The organism is Enterococcus sp. AZ079, from assembly GCF_050547255.1.
Lineage (GTDB): Bacteria > Bacillota > Bacilli > Lactobacillales > Enterococcaceae > Enterococcus_D > Enterococcus_D casseliflavus.
Map to the genome: position 1 here is coordinate 2,074,868 of NZ_CP172955.1, position 20,258 is coordinate 2,095,125.

A 20,258-nucleotide genomic window follows, 5' to 3' on the forward strand; every position below is an offset into this window, starting at 1 on the left:
GCTTAAATGAAGTCTTCTCATTCCTGCTCTGTTGTTTCCTTTGATTTTTTTCGTCGCAAATACATCAGGAGCAATAGACTGGAAATAAGCAGGAGAATGACCACTGCAACAATATATACCCAACGGTTGCTGTGAAGAGAGCCTGATCCCACGATCGTTTTTCGATTGATCGATTCAGCTTCTGGGCGAGAAACAGTAACGCTATCCTCAAAAACCCACGTTCCACGTGGGGCACTCAGCTCGATTTGAATGTGATAGGTTCCTGGCTCTACAATTTCTTCATCAAACGCGCTATAAAGATCCAGTGTAGAGTTTGGGCCAAATTGAAAACTTTCCGCAGTAAATCCCCCCACAACCCTGTCACTGTCTTGCTCACGAATCACAGTCTTAACAGCAATCTTCCCAAAAGCAACTGGCTGATCATTTTCAATGCGGCTTTTTAGGGATGCGATGCCGTCTTTTTCTATCGCCTCACTTTCGATCAAGGAAAGTTCAGGATCAGGTAGCGGATCTAACTGCTGACGAAGGCGGACACCTTGGACGATTTTATAGGTTGACGTAAGACTTGTTTCCTCCGCCTCTTGCCCCTCCTTTTGTTCTTCTTCAAAAGAAAAGGCACCTAAGATTTCACCTGTAAAACGCTTGTCATTCATTGAAAGAGGAAATACCACTTGGCGTGTTTCCCCTGGTGCAAGCTGAATCATTTGATTTGGTTTCTTTATCAAGGTCGTGAAAGACACCCCGCCAAAATCCTCTGCTGTTTCGGCTGCCTGATAAGCGATGATCCCAGTAGCAGCTGTGTAACTATTCAGTGCGGATGCTTGTATCGTAAGGGTTTCCGAACTCGTGTTATGAAGGGCAACGGTCAAATTCTGTTCGGTCTCATGATTTACCAGTAAGTCGAAATAAGTGACGTCACTGACTTGATTTTGGGGAAGTTCAGGGGTTACAGTGAACCGTGTGGTCTGTGCATGACCGGTGACTTTCGTAACGCAACACAAACTGATAAAGAAACTAATGAGTACGAAGCACTTGATTTGTTTTTTCATTGTCGCCCTTTCTTTCCTACTCTGCTTGATACGTGTTCGCTAATGTCCAAGTGATCGTGCCGCTATAAGTGCCGCTGTTCACATTTTGCTTTGGTACGGTTAATGAAGCATTGGAAAAGTTAAAGTCATTGGTTGCTAAGCCAGTTGTGCCATTAGCAGAAGCGATCAATGTAGGTTCTGTTGCCCCTACCATCAATTCGGTGCCCGATACTAGCGCTGCATCGCCAGAAGCCGTTGTACCATTTAAAGTGACTTTGGCATTTGCCAGCTCGTTATCGCTAGCATTCGTCATTTTCGATAATTGCGCCGTCAACTGCCAGCCAGCTTGATTCGGCCCACGGTAATCTGTGATCGATGTCACTTCATTCGACGTTGTTTGAATCACTTGTTCATCGGTAGCGATCTCTTGGATACTGCTTGTACCGAAGTTAAAATTAGTCACCTGATCCAGTGACAAGATTCCTTGCTCGATCGTTAGCGTTGCTTGACTCGTCATTGAAGCCGTTGGATTCGCTTCTGCTGCAGCTGCCGCAGTCGGCGCCATTCCTAAACCCATTCCGACCAAACCTAACATTACTGCCTTTTTGTTCATTTTCATCTCTTCCTTCACTTTTTTTAATGAGAAACCGAGGTTAATCGAAAAAAACAGCCTTAAAAAATAATAATTTAATTGGTGTTTTTTCATTCTATTCTCATCTATCATAAGTATAATCCATCATGGTTATCATACGGTTCACAGATTTAGCGTAAAAAAAACGCCAAAAAGGAGAATCCCTTATGTATCGAGAATTCATTTCTCCCGCAGAAGAAAAGAAATTAGAGATTTTCAAAGTTGTCTGTAATTCCAATGGCGTGACATTGGTCCAACTGTCAGAAGTTTTGAACATCCCACAAAAAAGTCTGCAAAAATATATTTATTTTTTAAATGAAGATTTGCAGCTGCTCTCCCCTCACCTGCTTCTATCAAAAAATCATTACAATCAGTATTTTGTTGATCAAGCAGAGGACGATGAACCTTTCTATGCAAAATTGATGTATCATTATTTGCTCAACTCCACACAATATACCTTGATTCACTACTTGATTGGGCGCCCGCAAATGACCTTGACGCAATTATGTTTGGATTTGCATGTCAGCCAATCGCATATGTATCGGTTGATCAAGAAAATCAATCAACTATTGGAAAAGTTTCAAATCCAAATTCGAACAGACCTGAATAATCGCATCGTTCTTGCTGGAAAAGAGCTTGATATCCGTATTTTCACCTACAGTTTCTTGACCCAAAGTGCGCCTGCTGATTTGTGGCTATTGCCGAGCGTTTCCCATAAAAATGTCGAAGAGTTTACAGCGTTCTTTGCTGTTTCTCACTTTGATCCGTTAACGAAAAATAAACTCGCTGCATTTTGGCAAGCAGTGGTCAGCCGAACGATCCAGAAAAAATATTTGCCAGCGATTCCTGAAAAATACATGGGATTGATGAATTTTTATTGTTTTTTACCAGAGGAAATCCTCGAATCGCTTTTTTTGAGTGCCGATTATGCCTCAGAAAAGACGCTTCAGTCAGAATATCTTTACTTAAATTTCTTTTTGCATGTCTTTTTGCCAGGGGTGATTCCCCAAGAGAAGAATCAAGCGATCATCCAAGAGATCAAACACTCTGATACCGATCTTGTGCGCTTTTTCACCGCAATGATCAAAGATTGGCACGATACCTTTGCTCCAAGTCAAGAAGTCGCCGAATTTGAAAAATTATTAAGCAGCTGTCTGCTGGTCTTCAATCTATCAATCATTATCGGCATCGATCTTCTGGAAGTGTGGCAACTAGAACACCAACTGTTGACCGAAAACACTCCTTCGAATGACAAAACCTATGAAGCAATCTGCAAGCTTTTACTGACCCATGTTGAAAGGTATCCATTTGCTGACTTGGACAAAAAGTATTTTGAACAGACACAGTTGCCTTATCTTGCGCATCTCTTGTTTTTAGAAACACAGATGAATACGCCCCCGACCGTGTCGATCTATATTCAAACGACGATCCAATACCGCACGAAGCAAATGATCGAGACAAGGATCCGTTCGATTTATTCCAAAGCTTCAGTGACTTTTATTAACCAGATGGAAGCAGCCGATCTATTGATCACCGATAGTTATGAAGAAGTGATTTTTTCCGAAAAATTAGTCTTACTGTCTAACCTACAAGCCGAACAAGAGTGGGCAGCCGTTTTTGCAAAGATCAATCAACTGATGATGACCAAGATGTTTGCCAAACAAGGAAAGTAAGCTGCCGATTCCATTTCCATCCACAAAAAAAGCCCGAGCATCTTTGCTCGAGCTTTTTTCCTACAAGTTTATCCAGGGTTGTTAAGCGAAGAAGCTACCACCCGTTACACTGTACACTTGACCAGTTACATAGCTTGCTTCATCAGAGGCTAGGAAAACGTAGACTGGTGCTAATTCGACTGGTTGTCCAGCACGTTTCATCAATTCTTTTTGACCAAATTCTGGGATCGCAGATTGTGGTTGGCCACCAGAAATTTGAAGTGGCGTCCAGATTGGACCAGGCGCAACGGTATTGACCCGAATGCCTTTTTCACTTAATTGCGCAGCTAGCCCTTTACTAAAGGAAGTAATGGCACCTTTCGTGGCTGCATAGTCTAAAAGATGGGCGCTTGGTTCCGCACTTTGGATCGAAGTGGTCGTGATGATGCTTCCACCAGCTGGTAAGTAATCCAATGCTTCTTGGACTGTCCAATACATCGAGATGATATTCGTTGTAAAGGTGTCTTGAATTTGTTGCGTAGTCAACTCTTTGATGTCCTTCACCGCTTGTTGCATCCCAGCATTTAGAACCAACGTATCTAACCCGCCTAATTCTTTGGCTGCTTCATGAACCAATTGACGAGCGAAGGTTTCATCTTTCAAATCTCCTGGGATCAAGACGGCTTTGCGTCCAGCTTTTTCAATGACTGCTTTGACTTCTTGCGCGTCTTCTTCTTCAAAAGGAAGATAGTTGATTGCAACATCGGCGCCTTCTTTGGCAAAAGCGATCGCTGCTGCTCGACCAATACCAGAATCACCACCGGTCACTAATGCTTTGCGTCCAGCTAATTTGTCTGAACCTGAGTAGCTTTCTTCCCCGCAATCAGGTACTGGCTGCATCTTTCCTTGAATCGCCGGTGCTTCTTGCACCTGTTTTTCAAATTTGCCATCATAATACTTCGTTAACGGATTGTTGATTTTTTCTGACATGCTCGTTTCCTCCTTGATTATTTCTACATCTTATTTGTCATCGTTTGTTATGACCTTACTTAAAAGTGTAAAGGAAGATGGAGCGAATGAGAAACGAAACGCTCACCAGAAAAAAAGCATCTGTAAGAAAACAGATGCTTAGTAAAACGAAAATGATGCATGACTCAGTAGTGAAAACGCCCCCAGGCATCTCATCATTCTGCTGGGAAATCGTAATGAAATTTTTGTGTGCAGTGGTTGATTTTGCTACTTTTCTAGCAGTTCGAGGAGTGCCCGACGAAAGGCCTCCATCTCCTTTGCGGTCTGTAGAAAAACATCGGGATGACTGTGGTGGCTGTCGATCATCCAGTGTTTGGTGTCTGTAATATGTGCTGAAACTTTCTAAAGTAATAAAAAGCATACTCGTTTTCTAAAAAATAAGCTGTTTATTCGCGGTACTAAAAACATTAGCGTGCCTTCACATATCCTTCTGATTATTAACTATTTTTTTCACAACCAATGGATATGATTTTAAAAAATTGAATATTTACGTTATCCTTTTACTCAAATAAGAATGAATGAGGAGAGATAAAATGATCCAACTTGCTCGCTTGATCTTTTGGGTACCAGTCATCTTTTTTTCGTTAGGTTTGGTCTTCCTGACAAAACGACTGCCGCGTTTCACATGGGTTTCTCTAACGATCACTGTTTCTTTGATCCTCTTTGTTTGTAAAATCTTAGAATACTCCTATGTCATGCCAGATATGAAACTAACCGTTTATTTTATGGGTTTCCTGATTTCTGCTAGTCTGCTTGGGTATATTTTTTATTTGCGTAGTAGAAAACGTTGACTGCAGCTGCGCCTCACTCGCACCAAAACATCCTCTTAGTGAACACTCATTTGACTACAACAAAGACGAGCTATACCTACGAAACAGCTCCTTTCATCCCCTTCGTAAGGATTGCGGCTCATGATCCCCTTTCGAGGGGATTTTTTTATTATTCATCCTCACTCATTCTTATTCAGTCTGCTTTGATGAAAAAATCACTTTTCGCCGATCACGGCATACCAAGCCTTTCTCTCTGATTCCTTTCGTTGTGACACTTGCGATCCCCAAGAACACATTGCCTTCCTGAATAATTAAATATATAATAAGATTGTAAATTACCACATCATAACAAAGAATCTTCAAACCTCTTGAAAGGAGCGTTTCCTATGAGCTGGCTGACCTTTGTCGTCCAACCACTGACCCTGCTATTTTTTCTCACGGTTTTTTCCCTTGTGTATTTAATGCCTGAATCCGTTGTGCCTAAGCCAAAAATGAAGAAGTGGGCGTTGACTGTTTCTTTGATTTATCTGGCATGGCAGCTGCTGATTCCCTTTTTCTTCTTTGTTCTCTAAACCCAGCAAAAAAAGCGGCGCTCACAAAAGAGAGCCGCTTTGTTTTAGTTTTTAATCCTGTAACAAACTACCGCCATTGGTGGCAATGACTTCTTTGTACCAGTAGAAACTATCTTTGCGGGAACGGTCAAAGCTGCCGTTTCCTTCATCATCCGCGTCTACATAGACAAAGCCGTAGCGTTTCGACATTTCTGACGTGGAAGCCGATACTAAGTCGGTACAACCCCAAGGCGTATAGCCCATCAATTCCACACCATCTTCGATCGCTTCATACATTTGTTCGATATGCGCCTTCAAATATTCGATGCGATAGCTGTCATGGATTGAACCATCTTCTTCCACTGTATCCAAGGCACCTAAGCCGTTTTCAACGATAAACAACGGTACTTGGTAGCGGTCGTACAAGTTATTCAAAGTCACACGCAAGCCGATTGGATCGATTTGCCACCCCCAGTCAGAAGCTTCCAAGTAAGGGTTTGATTCGCCTAAAGAAAAGTTGCCAGCAGTTGCTTCGCCGCCTTCTTCAGGATTGTGGCGGGCAATAGAACTCATGTAGTAAGAAAAGGACATGAAGTCGACAGGGTATTGCGCAAGAATGTCTAAATCGCCGTCTTCGAAGGTCACTTCGATGCCGTTTTCTTTAAAGAAGCGCTTCGTATATGCGGGATACTTCCCACGAACTTGAACATCAGAGAAGAAGAGATTCTCGTGGTCACGCTTGATTTCTTCCATCACATCTGCTGGATTTGGTGTAGCTGGGTAAGCTTGCATTCGTGCCAACATCATCCCTACTTTGATGTCAGGATTGATTTCGTGGGCAAATTTTGTTGCTAAACTAGAAGCCACAAATTGATGATGCACGGCTTGATACATGTCAGAAAGGTTTTGTGTGCCGTCTTCGGATAATAAGGCACCGCCAACATAGCCAGAGATCCCCATAATATTGATTTCATTGAAGGTCAACCAGTATTTGACTTTGTCTTTGTAGCGGGTCAACACGGTTTCTGCGTATTTGACGAACAAATCGATCACTTGGCGATTTTTCCAGCCGCCATAGTTCAACGCGATCCCGATAGGTGTTTCGTAGTGAGAGAGGGTCACTAAGGGTTCGATCCCGTATTTCGCACACTCATCAAACACATTGTCATAAAATTGCAAGCCCTCTTCATTTGGCTGAGCATCGTCACCATTTGGAAAAATTCTTGACCAAGCGATGGACAGACGGAAGGTTTTGAAGCCCATCTCTGCATACAAGGCGATATCTTCTTTGTAGCGATGGTAGAAGTCTGACCCCCAACGTTTTGGATACAAGCCTTCTTTGTCATTTAAGGCAAACAAAACTTTTTCCCGTGTCATTGGTGCAGCAAATTCTGCCATGTTTTTGCGGTCTTCTGGTTTGACAGCGATCGCTGTATCGGATGTCGCTGGACCACGTCCGCCTTCGTTCCATGCTCCTTCAAATTGGTTGGCTGCAGTGGCGCCGCCCCATAAAAAACCTTTTGGAAATTGTTTTTCTGTCATGATTAGCCTACTTTCTTTTTCTTTAATGATCGACACAGCAGATCAGCAAGAAAGCATTCTTACTGATCCTGCGACGTGCCGTTAAACGCATTTATTTTACGACTTCGATCAAATCATCCTGCGCTGTTACTTCTTTTGACTGTGTCGTTTGGATGTCACTGTAGTCGTTAGAGTTCGTGACGATGACTGGTGTCAGCAAGGAATAGCCTTCCGCACGAATCGCCTCTGTATCAAAAGAAATCAATTTTTGACCAGCTTTGACTTTGTCTCCTTGGTTGATGTAGGCAGTAAAGTGATTGCCTTCAAGTTCTACCGTATTCATGCCGATGTGGATCAATAGTTCTGTTCCATCTTCTGTCACTAAACCGATGGCATGTTTTGTTGGAAACAAGATTTTGACTTCTGCATCTGCTGGCGCAGTGATTTCACCGATCGCTGGTTCAACTGCGATCCCTTTTCCCATAGCACCTGAAGAAAAGACTTTGTCTTCCACATCTGCTAAAGCAACCACTTGACCAGTTACTGGGCTTTTGACTGTTTCATCTTTGACGCTGGCAGAAACAGTTTTTGCTTCTGGCGCTGGCGCTGCTGGTGTTGCTTGACCGTCGACTGGTGAATCAACAGTTGTATACAATGTTGGTACTTTCAACAACATCATGATGATAAATGACGCTACGATCGCAATCACTGTACCGATCGCCAAGTGGATCACACTATGGAAGCTGCCTGTTGCTGGATCGATATATGCAGGATACAAGAAGATCCCCATACCACCCATTGCATAACCAGTGACGTTAAAGATTGACAAGTAGATACCGACGAAACCTGAAACTAAACAAGAAACGATAAATGGTGTTTTCATTGGCAACGTGTACCCGTAGATCGCAGGTTCAGTCACACCGAAGATTGATGAGATCAAAGCTGGCATTGCGCCTTGTTTGACTTTTGGTTCTTTCGTTTTCAACCAAATCGCTGCTAACACACCCGTTTGCGTGAAACATGGTAGCACTGCTGCGGTCAAAATAATCGAAGAGCCGTTTTGCGCCATATCCATGATCGCCAATGGCACAAGACCCCAGTGAAGACCAAACATAACTAATACTTGCCATAATGCCCCTAAAGCAAAGCCGTAAATAATTGGGCTGAAATCGTACACCGCTTGGAAAGCAACACCGATCCAGCTAGAGGCTGTATTTGCGACTGGACCGACCACAAAGAAGGTCAACGGCACAGTGATCAAAATCGTTACAAACGGAACCACAAACATTTTGACTACGTCAGGTGTGACTTTGCGCATAAACTGTTCAATTTTTGAAGCGACAAAAATCGCTAAAATAATTGGCAATACGCTGTTGAAGTAGCCGCCTGCTGGCAAGGTCAAGGTTAGACCGAAGACTTTGCTCGCTTCAGCCACGCTTTCTGCTAAGCCAGGATAGACCATCGCCCCTGCGATCGCTAATGCTGTATAGGTATTCATCTTGAATTTCTTCGCTGCAGTGACGGCTAAGATCATTGGTAAGTATTGGAACAAACCATCGCCTAGAGTATTCATTACTACATAGATACCATTGGTCGCTTCCATCCCAGTTGCTGCCAGCAACGCCGTGATCCCTTTTAAGATACCAGCTGCCGCTAATGGGCCTAAGAACGGTTGGAACAGGCTTGAGATAACATCGATAAAGCGGTCAAACAAGCTGCCTTTTTGCCCGTCGCCTTCATCGATATCAAGACTGCCGCCATCGGCTAATCCGCCGACTTTCAACACTTCATCATAAACATCTGGCACATGATTGCCGATAACGACTTGGTATTGTCCGCCTGCTTTGACGACGGTCACGACACCGTCACGTTTTTGCAAATAATCAGTGTCCGCTTTGCTTTCGTCTTTTAAGTGGAACCGTAAGCGAGTCACACAGTGTTTTACAGATGAGACATTTTCTTTGCCACCAACGTGGGCCAAAATGTCTTGCGCTAATTCAGTATATTTTGCCATTTTGATTGCTCCTTTTTTATTGGTCATTTAATAAAAATAAAAAGACCAGCCATTTCTACAATAAACAAGCATGAGAGATCCCCTAAAAAAAGAGTGACGGGTTTCCTCATCTAGTATTGTAAGAAAGTGCAGGTCTTGCCAGCCGAACTGTAACGAATCCATTTCCATTCTTAGGTTAATTTTGAGTGAGCGGCTAAGTTACCGATATGCAGAATCAAATACATCAATTCCATATCGTTGACATGCCAGCCCTTTTGTTCAAATAAGTATTCTTTGATCGAATCTGCGGTTTCTTTTTCTTTTGGATAGCTGCTGAAGGCCAAGGCAATCATTGGATTTGCCAATACTGGCTCTTCTTTTTCTTGACTTTGTCGAATTAAATAATAGCGAATGTGGGTCACGAACCGTTGGAAGTAAGAAGAATTCTCATCAAACTCGATGTTCATGCTGTACTTAACGATCCGTAAAATATTGTTCGTCAACTCGGTGTGCTCATAAGCACTTTGATTGGCGCTTTTTTCAATTTGCGCATTGACGAAATGCAAAGTGATAAACGCAGCTTCTTCTTGTGAAAAATCGGGATACAGCTCTTTGCGGATCAACTCGACCGCTTGGACACTGACCGCATATTCCTTGGCATAGATTTTCTTGATTTCCCAATGCATGGGATTGGTCAAAACAATTTCTTGCTTTTGGCGACTGATGGCAAACAAGATATGATCCATCAGTGTGAAATAAACATTTGGATTGAAATCGGTTCCAACACTATCCCGAAAAAGACGCACGATTTCATAAATGACGGCCATTTGTTTTTCGTCAGCCTTCGTCATGACTTTCGACATATGTTCCACTGTCAAATCATCTTCTGGATAGTATTTTTTTTCGATTCGCTCAGCTGGAATCGGGTCACCCGGTTTCGTTTGAAAGCCGATCCCTTTTCCCATTAGGATCACTTCAACTTCATCTTCTTTTGAAAGTACAACATTGTTGTTGATCCTCTTGATAATCTTCACGAACGATCCTCCTTGATCAGCATAGCCCGTAAAAACGTTGCATCCTTTGACGTCTATGCAGAAGGTCTTGTATTTTTTTCTTTCTCTGATGTGCCGTTAAGTGACGAGGTGATTGACTGCTCCAGACAGTGCTGCAGGCTATCGTCAAACCTAGCTGGCAGTTCATTGCGTTTTACTTCTCCCCTCCTTTGCTGATCAATGACTGGACCTTACCTTGGAACCGGTTCTTTTTTTAGCTATTAGAAATAATGGAGCAAAAAAAGAAGACCAAAGCAAAAAAGTGTACAACCCAAGAAACTTTGGGTAATCAACGCACTTTTTTCCTCTGGTCTTGCCTGCCGAACAGTAACGAATCCAGTAATGAGAACACTCTCATGTTCCGTTGAGATAATAGTACTCATTCTGAGAAAAAATGTCAACACTTTTTTTGCAAACGTTTTTCTTTTTTCGTTTTCGGCTTCGTTTCACTCTTATTTGCTCGTAGTTTTCTTACTGATAGTGAGGGGTTTTTCTGTATAAACCCTCTGTGACAACTCTTGCAGATTTTATCCAATAGCACACAACAAAAAAAAACCGTAATCTTCGTACATTACGGTCATAGCTAGAAGGATGATGCTTTACAAAAAACGATCAATCACAAAGAATTGGGGAAGGTCTGGTGCATGACAGACATTCAATGTGACTGACCGCTTTTAGCGATTCATGTGCTTCATGACTTCCACAAACGAAAAGGTGTCTTTGAGAGGGGGAAGCAATCAAATAACCTTTCGATTCTTTAAGATGTTGCTCGATCCTGCGATAAAAACCGCAGAGAGCGAGGAATATGCTGTTCCTATCATAAAGGAAACAGTCACAAGACTTATCATTGAAAGGTCAACGATAAGGTTTCGCAGAAAAGGCAGTACTAGTTTTTAAATGGGTTGATTTCCCAAGGGCCGAATGGTTCAAATTCCATGAAAAACTACCTCCTTTATTATTTGCTATACCTTATTATATTTGATAACATGTTATTAAAATCACATTGTTCAGAAATGCGTCACAATTAAGGAGGTCCCCCATGAAACAGCAAGGCTCTTTAATCAAAAAACTGCGCACAGATCGTAAAATCTCGCAAGCCAAGCTTGCCGAAGGTATTTCCTCACGCACCACCCTTTCTTCATTCGAAAATCGTAAAACAAACCTCTCATCACAAACCCTATTTGACTACTTAGACAAAATGAATATCACGGTTCATGAGTTCAGTCTGTTGATCGACAGCGAAGTCACGGATCAGAAACGTCAGCTGGTGCAAGATTTCTATACCCGTTACTATGAGCGAACACTGACTCTCGACTACTTGACTAGCCTGGAAAAACGCTACTTTGAGACACAAAATTTTTTCTATTATTCTTTGTATGTCCAAGGATTGCTGCTGCTCAACCGTGAATCATTTCTGATGAATCAAGGAGCTTACACTCAAGAAGTCGAACTGGTAAAGCAATACTTGTTTGATATCGAAACCTGGGGGCGCTTTGAGTTAAATTTATTCTCAAATTTGTTATTTATTTTTGACCAAGAAACGATCAGTTATTACTTAGATCATGGGATCAAAAAAATTCTTCACTACGCCAATGATCCATTTTATGCAAATCTGTTAAGTGTCGTGATCTTAAACGGCTGTGCCTTTGCCAGCGAAAATAAAGATGCCTATCTACTAAACAAGTTTCTGCTCTTGTCTGAACCGCTCCCCAATACACCCCTCTATTTTTATTTGAAAATCCATCAAGTGCTGTATCAGGAAATTTACTCGTATTTGCAATCCGCTCAGTTGAACAAAGAGATTCTAAAAAACACCTTAGTCGTTATTGAACAAGCCGGTTACCAGAACCATAAAAACGATCTCCAACAGTTGCTTGCTGCTGTTACCAATCGTGCGATTTAGCCGCTTATTAAATGGACATTTATGTAATGTTATCTAACAAAAAAAGCTGATCTTCCAACGGAGCTCAGCTTTTTCGTCAATGTCACTCCAACCCGCCCACGAAACAGCCGCTCAAAATGAAGGGTTCAACATGCGACTTGCTTCTTCCGTCTACATGGACCAAGAAAAAACCAGTTAGGTTTTAATCCTAACTGATTTTGCTTGGCAAAAGCAACGAACACGCTGCTGCCGATTCATTTGTGTAATTTACTAACCGATTAACGAGATTCTGAAGTCACACCGATGGTTGCCCATGGGTTATGATCGGCGTCAAATGCCCAGGTAAAGTTTGCGACACGATCAGAGATCGGTAAGATTTGATTCCGATACAACGTTGGGATCGCAAAAGCTTCTTCAATCGCATATTCTTGCCATGCATCAAAAGCAGCCTTCCGTGTTGCTTCATCAAAGGAATCGATTGAATCGATCGCAGCTAACAATTCAGTATTTTCATCTGACTCAAAACGAGTGTAGTTAAATGCTGAATTTGGTCCCCATAAGCTGGTTGGTGATGGATCTGAACCAGTAGACCAAGCAGCTTGGAAGACATCGATATCTGGATCATCGTTTTTCAGCTTGTCGTAGAAGGCTTGGAAATCGATCAAACGACCTGTTGAATATTGAACATCTAAACCGATTTCTTGCCATTGTTGAACATAGTAATCCGCCAATGGTTGGGCAACTTCCCCACCAGACATTGACGCAAAGTTGATGGTCAATTTGTTGCCATCTGGATCTTCTCGGAAGCCATCGCCATCCACATCGATAAAGCCAGCGTCATTTAGAAGTTGGTTTGCTTTCTCCATATCTAAATGGTATCCTTTTGCATCGCTGTTGTGCAACGTACCATAAACAGGTGGGATCAATGTTGAAGCATTTGAACGCAAGCCGTGATAGAAACGCTCACCGATCGCATCATTGTCGATGGCATAGCCCATTGCTTGACGCAATGCTTTGTTCGCCATTTTTGCATTTGGATCAAAATCAACACTGTTTGTTTCATCATTCCATGAACCTAAATTAAAGCCAAGATACGTATAAGATTGTTCTGGACGACCTAACATTTGGTAGCCATCCATGTTTTGATACGTATCAAAGGTATCTGTTGGCATTTTTAAGACTAAATCGTATTGCTTCGCGTTTAACGCTTCATTGATTGAAGCCGAAGGGACGTTACGCATCACGATTTTTTCTAAGGTTGGTGTATCGCCATAGTAATGTTCATTCGGTACATATTCCACCGTCTCACCTGGTACGATATTACTCATTTTGTATGGACCAAAACCGATTGGATTGGTTCGAACGGGATCACTTGAAGGCATATCTGCCACTTCAATGCCTTCAAAGGCATGTTTCGCTAGTGCAGAGTTCCAGATCGCTCCACCGGATTGCTGCATACCTGGATGCATTTCTTTAAACTCGATTTCAACGACTTTGTCACTGACTGCTGTGATCCCCGAGATCGTATCAGCTTCGCCGCTGTGGTATTCTTCCATACCAACGATATTTGTAAAATCATTGTTGTAACGAACGCCATCATAGTCTTGATGTCCGATGACTTCATAAGAGAAGATCACGTCTTCAGCCGTTACATCGACCCCATCAGACCACTTCAAGTCCTCACGCAAAGTGATCGTTGCCTTGTTATTATCGACATCTAATTCTAAATCAGCTGGTCCACCATTCACAATTCGGAAATCTTCATCTTGTAGGAACAAATATTCATGGCTTGGTAACATGAAGTCACGGTCATAAGCATCTTGATAAAACTCCCATTGAAACAACCCTTGGAATTGCGTATCTGTTACTACCGCAACATCTAAGACGCCCCCATCGATCACTTCATCGTTATTTTCAACTGCAAGCTGCAAATCATTGATATCAAATCCAGCTGCCTCAGTTGATGATTCTTGTGTATCTGTCGAACCTGTTCCACCTTCGTTACTTTGTCCGCAAGCCCCTAAAACAAGCGCTGCCAATAAAGTAATCATGCCAAACTTCGTTTTCTTCATACTCTTCCTCCTTATTTAAATCCCTTCCTCGTGATTCAGTGATCACTCGATCTTCGAATAAAAAAACCAAGCAAACAGTTTTTTTTATCTTAAAATGGCTTTTTTATTAGAAAATCTGAACGAGATTAACTAAATTATAACAATTTTCGTAAAATTCTTTCTGTCAATAATTTCACCGATTGATGAAATTATTGAAAAAAGGGCGATTCTCCTTGATACATCGCCGTTATTTTTATTCGCATTTTCTTAAATTTTTCTTTTTCTCCCTTTTTTGGTTCTCATTTCTCTCGTCGTCCTGCTACTTAAAACTGTCAAAAAATACTTTTTTGTCGCTAAAAGGTGTGATACTATGAAAAAAAGGAGCGTTCAATGAAACTATGGCAGATAAACGAGTTTTCTTACAAACAAAATCGAAACCCTTTGCACCTATCTCACAGCTCTTAACCCAGCGCTTGCTTTTGGCGTATAGCATCGTCTTGATCCTCATTGGCTTGGTTGCTTCCCCTCCTCAAGCTTTGTGGCAAGGCTCGCTGGCAATCTTAAATGCCCCCAGCAATTTGATTTCTGATTATTTTGCGATCGGCAATCTTGGAAGCGCCTTTTTAAACAGTGGCTTATTGACATTGATCAGTATCCTCCTTGCGAAAAAGCAAGGAACGATTATTAGTGGACCAATGATCGCTGCTTTTTTTACCATATCTGGCTTTTCTTTTTTTGGAAAAAACATCTTTAACTCGATTCCCATTCCACTTGGTGTCTATTTATATTCTTACATACAGCAACGCCCCGCTACACAATATTCACTAGTTGCCTTATTTGGCAGTGCCGCCTCGCCGGTCATCAGTTACTTAGCATTCGGTTTAGGGTTGCCTTTACCAGTCGGGATCGCTTTTGGTTATGGGATCGGTCTATTGATCGGTTTGGCGCTCCCTCCTCTAGCAGCTCAATTTTTACAATTCCACCAAGGTTTTTCTTTGTATAATATCGGGTTTGCTGCTGGCATCATCACTATGTTTTTCACGAGTTTTTTACGGCTGTTCGACTTGGAAGTCTATTCAAACAAACAGTTGACGACGGAGTATCACTATTATCTGACTGGGTTCTTGCTCATTCTTTGTCTTGCCATGTTTCTTATCGGTTATCTTCTAAATCAGCGATCCCTCAAAGGCTTGCCTGAGCTTTTTCAAACGTCAGGGAAATTAATGACGGACTATGTCACGATTTTTTCCCTTGGGGTCACGATGATGAACATGGCGATGATGGGGATGTTGATGCTGTTCTTTGTCTTCTTCTTACAAGGCGAACTATCTGGTCCCCTTTTAGGCGCAATACTGACCGTGATTGGTTTCAGTGCTTTCGGGAATCACTGGAGAAATAGTTTGCCTGTCATGATTGGGGTGGTTTTAGCAACCAAGGTCGGTTTGACCTCTGATGTCTCGACCTTCAGTTTATTGCTGACAGCGATCTTCGGCACCAGTCTAGCCCCCATCAGTGGGTATTATGGTCCAGTTGCTGGCGTAATCGCTGGGGTGGTCCATGCAGCCTTGGTCACAAATATCACCTATTTACATGGAGGATTGAACTTATACAATAATGGCTTTTCCAGTGGATTTGTCGCGGCAGCAATGGTACCATTGTTAGATGAATACCAGCAAATCAGAAGGCGGAGAAGAAAATGATTGAAAAAGAACGGGCACGGCGAATCGTCGATGAAGTGGTCACCTACTTTTTGTCCCATGACTGTCAAAAGATAATAAGTGAGATGGCCTTTGAAGCAGAGGGGTTTAAAGCAGTTGTGCAAGGTCAATTTCCAGAGCAGCCCTCTGATTTAGAACATTTTATCGACATGCTCAACACACCAAGAGATAGCACGTTAGAAAATTATTATGTGGAGCTGTTAGGCGGTCATCAAACGATCCATGAAGAAAAAGATTACTATCTATTAGGATTGATGATCGACGAAGCATCCATCATGTACGAGGATGAGCAATTGATCGTTGAATTGTATCGCAAAAAATACAACTGAAAAGCCCTACGCAAAAAACGTTTCTAAGCGGTGACCTTCACCCTTTAGAAACGTTTTTTGTTCGTTTGTCGTGACAAAAATGAAAGTTTATTGATAGATTTTTCACACTACTTTTCAGAAAACCAGCGTTATACTTTCATCATAATAAAAAACGAGGTGACCGATAGATGAAAAAACTTCTGATTGGACTTGCAGCGCTCCTCCTCATAGGGTTCGGCGCATTGCAAGTCGCACAAACCGTCATCATGGGCGGCGACAGCTACTATGTCCAAATCACTACAGATGGTGAAAAGACGACTTCTAAGGATGACAATGGGAATGTCTATACGCAATACCATTACGAATTGCCAGGGTATGACGAAAACGGCAAAAGCAAAACCCTTGATTTCAACGGTTTCCAAGAACGACCATTGCGTAAAGAAGCCTATTTGAAGCTTACTTGGAACGAAAAAAAAGGGGTAACTGGCTATGAAGAGGTCAAAGAAAAAGACATCCCTGCCAAAGCATTAACCCAATTAAAAGGAGCGTAACGCAACGATGGAAAAAATTATTCAAGCAAATGAACTGACCAAAGTGTATGGAAAAGCTAACGAAAAACAAACCGAAGCCTTAAAAGGCATCAGCTTTGATATTGAAAAAGGCGAATTCATTGGGATCATGGGGGCTTCTGGTTCAGGGAAATCCACCCTACTAAACATTCTTTCAACTTTGGATCATCCGACAAAAGGTGCCATTCGCATCAACAATAGCGATATCACCAAACTAAAAGGCGATGCCTTGGCCGATTTCCGCAGCCGTGAAATCGGCTTTATTTTCCAAGACTTCAATCTATTAGAAAACTTAACGGCTTCAGAAAACATCGCTGTCCCGTTGTCTTTACAAGGAGTCAAACCAAAGATCATCCAACAACGGATCAAACGAGTCGCAGAACGCTTGTCCATCACACATATTCTCGACAAATATCCAGCAGCGATCTCTGGTGGACAAAAGCAACGGGTGGCAGCCGCTCGAGCCTTGATCACGGAACCAACGATCCTTTTTGCGGATGAACCGACAGGTGCCTTGGATTCAAAAAGTGCGAAAGACTTATTGAATATGATGGACGACTTGAATACCAATGACCAAGTATCGATTTTATTGGTCACTCATGATCCCCTTTCTGCCAGCTATTGCCAACGTATTTTATTTATCAAGGACGGAAAGATCCATCAAGAAGTCAAACGTGAGGATCAAAGCCGCGAAGCGTTTTACCGCCAGATCCTTGTCATTCTAGGAAACTTGGAACAATAAGGAGGAAGAACACATGCTTTGGAAACTATCACTTACCGGGATCAAAGCTCGGTTGAAGGATTATATCGTCCTCTTTTCTGGTTTAGTCATGGCTTCAGCCATCTTTTATATGTTCGAATCAATGGCGAGCAATGAAGCCTTTTTAAAAAGCAACTCGATCATCAGTATGGTGGTCTTCGTCTTTCGTTTTGGCTCGGTCCTCTTAGGGATCATTACCTTTGCCTACATCTTATACGCCAATTCTTTCTTGATGGCGATGCGACAAAAGGACTATGCCATGTTTATGATGTTAGGAGCCAAAGGACGAAAGATCGCCCAAATGATTTTTATCGAAACCTTTATGGTAGGTATCGTTGCCACCGCTGTCGGCTCTATCTTAGGGATCGGCTTAGCAAGTGGTGTCAATACTTTGCTAGTCAATCAATTAAACTTGCAGATCACCCATTATGCAGCATTTAGTCCAGAGGCATTGATCGTAACCGTCGTCTTCTTCTCGGTTCTCTTTTTGATTGCTGCCATCTTCAATGCCCGGGCAATTGCCAAAAAATCGATTTTAGCATTATTACGAGAAACAAGCACGCCGGCACAAGTCAAACAACGGCCATTCTTGCTCTTCTTGCAAACCATTTTAGGTCTTTGTTCCTTAGCCATCGGCTATTATATGATGAGCGATTTGATGACCTTCCAATTGATCGGGATCGGCATCGCCCTTGTCACGATTGTTCTTGGCACATACCTAGTCTTTCGTTCGGTGATCATCGCTCTTTTATCCCTATTAAAAAAGAACGATACGATCGCGTTGAAAAAGTTAAACAATTTCACCTTGTCGCAATTAAGCTTTCGGATTCGTGAGTATACCCAGATGCTTTCGATGGTGGCGATGCTTTTTGCTCTAGCATTAGGTGCCTTGACGGTTGGTCTTGGCTTTAAAAACGAGATCCCTATCTTGGCAAAAACTGTTGCCCCTTATGACTTGTATTTGAACAATGCCCAAAACGCCTCTGACGAAAAAGTCAATGCGTTAAACCCGACCCTTGATGTGACCTACAGCATGAAAGAAACAGATGACACCATTTATTACGTGAAGGAACAATTCAACGAAAACAACTTGCTCAGCTCCAGTATGGATCAGTTGAGTGTCGATGTCACTTACAACAAGCTGACTGGCGATCAATTAGCTTCTGATGTGACCGCCCAAGACCAATTGCGTAGCTACCTCTTACCAGAACAACGAGGTAAGGAGATCCAAGTCGTGGATCAGACCACTTTTGGTGCGGTCAATGCATCGGAAACCAGCTTGCGAATGGTACAAGTCAAAGACTTTCAAGCAAGCTACGATGGGCTGCGTGATTTGGCGCAAGCAAATCAAGACGCAAATTCTTCAGAAACCGCCGATATGAATTTCTCACAACGGGTCTTCGCTTACGACAGCTATAACGGGATTTTCTCTGGTTTTGAATTTATGGGCTTCTTCCTGGGTATCGCCTTCTTGACGATGTTAGCTAGCTGCCTGATGTTCAAAATTCTTTCAGGGGCAAACAGCGACATTCAACGTTACACGATGTTGAAAAAAATCGGTACCCGCACGCGTTTACTGAAAAGCTCGATCCGCAAAGAGATCGGCGTGCTCTTCCTAGTTCCTGGTATCTTAGGAATGATCCATGTCTTGTTCGGTCTAAAAATGTTCACCACCTTGATGATCGATCCGTACCATGACCTATGGCTACCTTTTGGCATCTTTATCGCCCTCTACGCCATTTATTACGTGGTGACCATTGGGTTATACACCAACATTGTTTTAAATCCAAAGAAAAAATAACAATCACTCTCTGAATTGCTCAACGCAAAGAGACCATCAAGCCATAAAGGGCATGATGGTCTCTTTCATTTTTTCGTTTTTTCTCGGACAAAGGGAAAGCAAGCTTAGGGTTTGACACCTAGATGCATCGCCGCCGCACCTCCTGCATAGCTTTTGACTTGCAACACATCAAAGCCAGCTGCCTGAAATTCTCGTTTCAATGCTTCCTTGTCAGGAAAATCCCGTGCAGACTCCTGCAGCCAGGAGTATTCTTGATAGCTTTTGGCGAACAGTTTGCCAAATAACGGCATGACATGGTGAAAATAAAAAGTAAACAGTTGCCGCCAGCCGATCAGTGTGGGCTGTGATGTTTCAAGACAAACGATTTTCCCGCCTGGGCGCAGCACCCGATGGATCTCCGCCAAGACTTGTTGGCGATCCGCGACATTTCTCAACCCGAACCCGATCGTCACATAATCAAAGTGCTCGTCTGGAAAGCTTAATGCCATCGCATTTCCAGTCTGCCACTGGATCTGCGTTTGTTGCTTTTTCTGTGCCTTTTCTTTGGCAACCGTTAACATTTCTTCGCTAAAATCAACACCGGTCACTTGCCCCTTCGGACCGACCGCTTCATTCAACGCAAACGCCCAATCCCCGGTACCGCAGCATAAATCCAATATCTCAGCACCCATTGGTACTGCCATTCGTTTCATGGTGTCCTTGCGCCACCGTTTGTGCAGCTGAAAGGAGATAATACCGTTCATTCGATCATAACGGGAAGCGATCGATTCAAATACATCATGTACTTTGGTTTCTTTGGCTGTTGTTGCCATTGCGGCACGTCCTTTCTTTTCCTCGTTTTAGACGCTAAATTCTCAACGTTTAGCTGCCAGTTGCTAAAAGCTGCTGATAATTTTAGTCTAGCACGAAAAAACGAGGGGAACAAAGACCATGCTTGTCATC

General features: G+C 42.6%; 17 protein-coding genes. 9 read left to right on the plus strand and 8 right to left on the minus strand.

All coding sequences use genetic code 11. The features are described from left to right. Positions 1 to 17: 17 nt before the first annotated feature. Both IGJ15_RS09990 and IGJ15_RS09995 read right to left on the minus strand, forming a co-directional pair. Positions 18 to 1,049 (minus strand): DUF916 and DUF3324 domain-containing protein, encoded by a 1,032-nt coding sequence (locus IGJ15_RS09990; protein ID WP_081116749.1) that lies wholly within the window; start codon positions 1,047 to 1,049, stop codon positions 18 to 20. A gap of 16 nt (positions 1,050 to 1,065) precedes the next feature. Then, the gene (locus IGJ15_RS09995; protein ID WP_118214972.1) at positions 1,066 to 1,734 is read right to left on the minus strand and encodes a WxL domain-containing protein; all 669 of its coding nucleotides are present in this window, start codon (positions 1,732 to 1,734) and stop codon (positions 1,066 to 1,068) included. A 92-nt stretch (positions 1,735 to 1,826) separates the two neighbouring features. Between IGJ15_RS09995 and IGJ15_RS10000 the strand changes: the two genes are divergently transcribed. Then, positions 1,827 to 3,332 carry a helix-turn-helix domain-containing protein gene (locus IGJ15_RS10000; protein ID WP_118214973.1) on the plus strand — a complete coding sequence of 502 codons (1,506 nt, stop codon included), beginning with the start codon at positions 1,827 to 1,829 and terminating at the stop codon, positions 3,330 to 3,332. Between the two features lie 81 nt (positions 3,333 to 3,413). Here IGJ15_RS10000 and IGJ15_RS10005 read toward each other — a convergent pair whose 3' ends face one another. Beyond that, positions 3,414 to 4,301, minus strand: a complete 888-nt coding sequence (locus tag IGJ15_RS10005) for an SDR family oxidoreductase (protein ID WP_005225682.1) — start codon at positions 4,299 to 4,301, stop codon at positions 3,414 to 3,416. A 572-nt stretch (positions 4,302 to 4,873) separates the two neighbouring features. On the opposite strand from IGJ15_RS10005, the gene IGJ15_RS10010 reads away from it, so the two are divergent. Then, a complete protein-coding gene (locus IGJ15_RS10010) occupies positions 4,874 to 5,131 on the plus strand; it encodes a hypothetical protein (protein ID WP_010747924.1) in 258 nt (85 codons plus the stop codon). A gap of 365 nt (positions 5,132 to 5,496) precedes the next feature. Next, positions 5,497 to 5,682, plus strand: a complete 186-nt coding sequence (locus IGJ15_RS10015) for a hypothetical protein (protein WP_010747923.1) — start codon at positions 5,497 to 5,499, stop codon at positions 5,680 to 5,682. Between the two features lie 51 nt (positions 5,683 to 5,733). Here IGJ15_RS10015 and IGJ15_RS10020 read toward each other — a convergent pair whose 3' ends face one another. From IGJ15_RS10020 to IGJ15_RS10030, 3 genes are all read right to left on the minus strand, one after another. Further along, on the minus strand, positions 5,734 to 7,203 hold the full coding sequence (locus tag IGJ15_RS10020; protein WP_010747922.1) for a glycoside hydrolase family 1 protein: 1,470 nt from the start codon (positions 7,201 to 7,203) through the stop codon (positions 5,734 to 5,736). Positions 7,204 to 7,294: 91 nt separating this feature from the next. Beyond that, on the minus strand, positions 7,295 to 9,196 hold the full coding sequence (locus tag IGJ15_RS10025) for a beta-glucoside-specific PTS transporter subunit IIABC (RefSeq protein ID WP_010747921.1): 1,902 nt from the start codon (positions 9,194 to 9,196) through the stop codon (positions 7,295 to 7,297). Positions 9,197 to 9,366: 170 nt separating this feature from the next. After that, positions 9,367 to 10,209 (minus strand): PRD domain-containing protein, encoded by an 843-nt coding sequence (locus tag IGJ15_RS10030; protein ID WP_005225677.1) that lies wholly within the window; start codon positions 10,207 to 10,209, stop codon positions 9,367 to 9,369. A 1,057-nt stretch (positions 10,210 to 11,266) separates the two neighbouring features. Here IGJ15_RS10030 and IGJ15_RS10035 point away from each other — a divergent pair. After that, positions 11,267 to 12,130 carry a helix-turn-helix domain-containing protein gene (locus tag IGJ15_RS10035; protein WP_010747920.1) on the plus strand — a complete coding sequence of 288 codons (864 nt, stop codon included), beginning with the start codon at positions 11,267 to 11,269 and terminating at the stop codon, positions 12,128 to 12,130. A gap of 257 nt (positions 12,131 to 12,387) precedes the next feature. Here the strand turns inward: IGJ15_RS10035 and IGJ15_RS10040 are convergent, their stop codons facing one another. Continuing rightward, on the minus strand, positions 12,388 to 14,181 hold the full coding sequence (locus tag IGJ15_RS10040; RefSeq protein WP_081116753.1) for an oligopeptide ABC transporter substrate-binding protein: 1,794 nt from the start codon (positions 14,179 to 14,181) through the stop codon (positions 12,388 to 12,390). 377 nt (positions 14,182 to 14,558) lie between these two features. On the opposite strand from IGJ15_RS10040, the gene IGJ15_RS10045 reads away from it, so the two are divergent. The 5 genes from IGJ15_RS10045 to IGJ15_RS10065 all read left to right on the plus strand — a co-directional run bounded on the left by IGJ15_RS10045 (position 14,559) and on the right by IGJ15_RS10065 (position 19,316). Further along, positions 14,559 to 15,860: a DUF1576 domain-containing protein gene (locus tag IGJ15_RS10045; RefSeq protein ID WP_081116754.1), complete on the plus strand. Its 1,302-nt coding sequence runs from the start codon at positions 14,559 to 14,561 to the stop codon at positions 15,858 to 15,860. After that, on the plus strand, positions 15,857 to 16,207 hold the full coding sequence (locus IGJ15_RS10050; RefSeq protein ID WP_010747917.1) for a hypothetical protein: 351 nt from the start codon (positions 15,857 to 15,859) through the stop codon (positions 16,205 to 16,207). Before IGJ15_RS10045 ends, IGJ15_RS10050 begins: the two co-directional genes overlap by 4 nt. Before the next feature lie 167 nt (positions 16,208 to 16,374). Continuing rightward, the gene (locus tag IGJ15_RS10055; protein ID WP_010747916.1) at positions 16,375 to 16,737 is read left to right on the plus strand and encodes a YxeA family protein; all 363 of its coding nucleotides are present in this window, start codon (positions 16,375 to 16,377) and stop codon (positions 16,735 to 16,737) included. Between the two features lie 7 nt (positions 16,738 to 16,744). Next, positions 16,745 to 17,497 (plus strand): ABC transporter ATP-binding protein, encoded by a 753-nt coding sequence (locus IGJ15_RS10060; RefSeq protein ID WP_005225671.1) that lies wholly within the window; start codon positions 16,745 to 16,747, stop codon positions 17,495 to 17,497. Between the two features lie 13 nt (positions 17,498 to 17,510). Next, positions 17,511 to 19,316 carry an ABC transporter permease gene (locus IGJ15_RS10065; protein WP_010747915.1) on the plus strand — a complete coding sequence of 602 codons (1,806 nt, stop codon included), beginning with the start codon at positions 17,511 to 17,513 and terminating at the stop codon, positions 19,314 to 19,316. Positions 19,317 to 19,420: 104 nt separating this feature from the next. Here IGJ15_RS10065 and IGJ15_RS10070 read toward each other — a convergent pair whose 3' ends face one another. Next, complete coding sequence (locus IGJ15_RS10070; protein WP_010747914.1) at positions 19,421 to 20,128, minus strand: demethylmenaquinone methyltransferase; 708 nt, start codon at positions 20,126 to 20,128, stop codon at positions 19,421 to 19,423. Between the last annotated feature and the right edge of the window lie 130 nt (positions 20,129 to 20,258).

Excerpts from the sequence above, each read along its gene's own strand:
- IGJ15_RS09990 (WP_081116749.1), bottom strand. The coding sequence starts at position 1,049 with ATGAAAAAACAAATCAAGTGCTTCGTACTCATTAGTTTCTTTATCAGT.
- IGJ15_RS09995 (WP_118214972.1), bottom strand. The coding sequence starts at position 1,734 with ATGAAAAAACACCAATTAAATTATTATTTTTTAAGGCTGTTTTTTTCG.
- IGJ15_RS10000 (WP_118214973.1), top strand. The coding sequence starts at position 1,827 with ATGTATCGAGAATTCATTTCTCCCGCAGAAGAAAAGAAATTAGAGATT.
- IGJ15_RS10005 (WP_005225682.1), bottom strand. The coding sequence starts at position 4,301 with ATGTCAGAAAAAATCAACAATCCGTTAACGAAGTATTATGATGGCAAA.
- IGJ15_RS10010 (WP_010747924.1), top strand. The coding sequence starts at position 4,874 with ATGATCCAACTTGCTCGCTTGATCTTTTGGGTACCAGTCATCTTTTTT.
- IGJ15_RS10015 (WP_010747923.1), top strand. The coding sequence starts at position 5,497 with ATGAGCTGGCTGACCTTTGTCGTCCAACCACTGACCCTGCTATTTTTT.
- IGJ15_RS10020 (WP_010747922.1), bottom strand. The coding sequence starts at position 7,203 with ATGACAGAAAAACAATTTCCAAAAGGTTTTTTATGGGGCGGCGCCACT.
- IGJ15_RS10025 (WP_010747921.1), bottom strand. The coding sequence starts at position 9,196 with ATGGCAAAATATACTGAATTAGCGCAAGACATTTTGGCCCACGTTGGT.
- IGJ15_RS10035 (WP_010747920.1), top strand. The coding sequence starts at position 11,267 with ATGAAACAGCAAGGCTCTTTAATCAAAAAACTGCGCACAGATCGTAAA.
- IGJ15_RS10040 (WP_081116753.1), bottom strand. The coding sequence starts at position 14,181 with ATGAAGAAAACGAAGTTTGGCATGATTACTTTATTGGCAGCGCTTGTT.
- IGJ15_RS10045 (WP_081116754.1), top strand. The coding sequence starts at position 14,559 with ATGGCAGATAAACGAGTTTTCTTACAAACAAAATCGAAACCCTTTGCA.
- IGJ15_RS10050 (WP_010747917.1), top strand. The coding sequence starts at position 15,857 with ATGATTGAAAAAGAACGGGCACGGCGAATCGTCGATGAAGTGGTCACC.
- IGJ15_RS10055 (WP_010747916.1), top strand. The coding sequence starts at position 16,375 with ATGAAAAAACTTCTGATTGGACTTGCAGCGCTCCTCCTCATAGGGTTC.
- IGJ15_RS10060 (WP_005225671.1), top strand. The coding sequence starts at position 16,745 with ATGGAAAAAATTATTCAAGCAAATGAACTGACCAAAGTGTATGGAAAA.
- IGJ15_RS10065 (WP_010747915.1), top strand. The coding sequence starts at position 17,511 with ATGCTTTGGAAACTATCACTTACCGGGATCAAAGCTCGGTTGAAGGAT.
- IGJ15_RS10070 (WP_010747914.1), bottom strand. The coding sequence starts at position 20,128 with ATGGCAACAACAGCCAAAGAAACCAAAGTACATGATGTATTTGAATCG.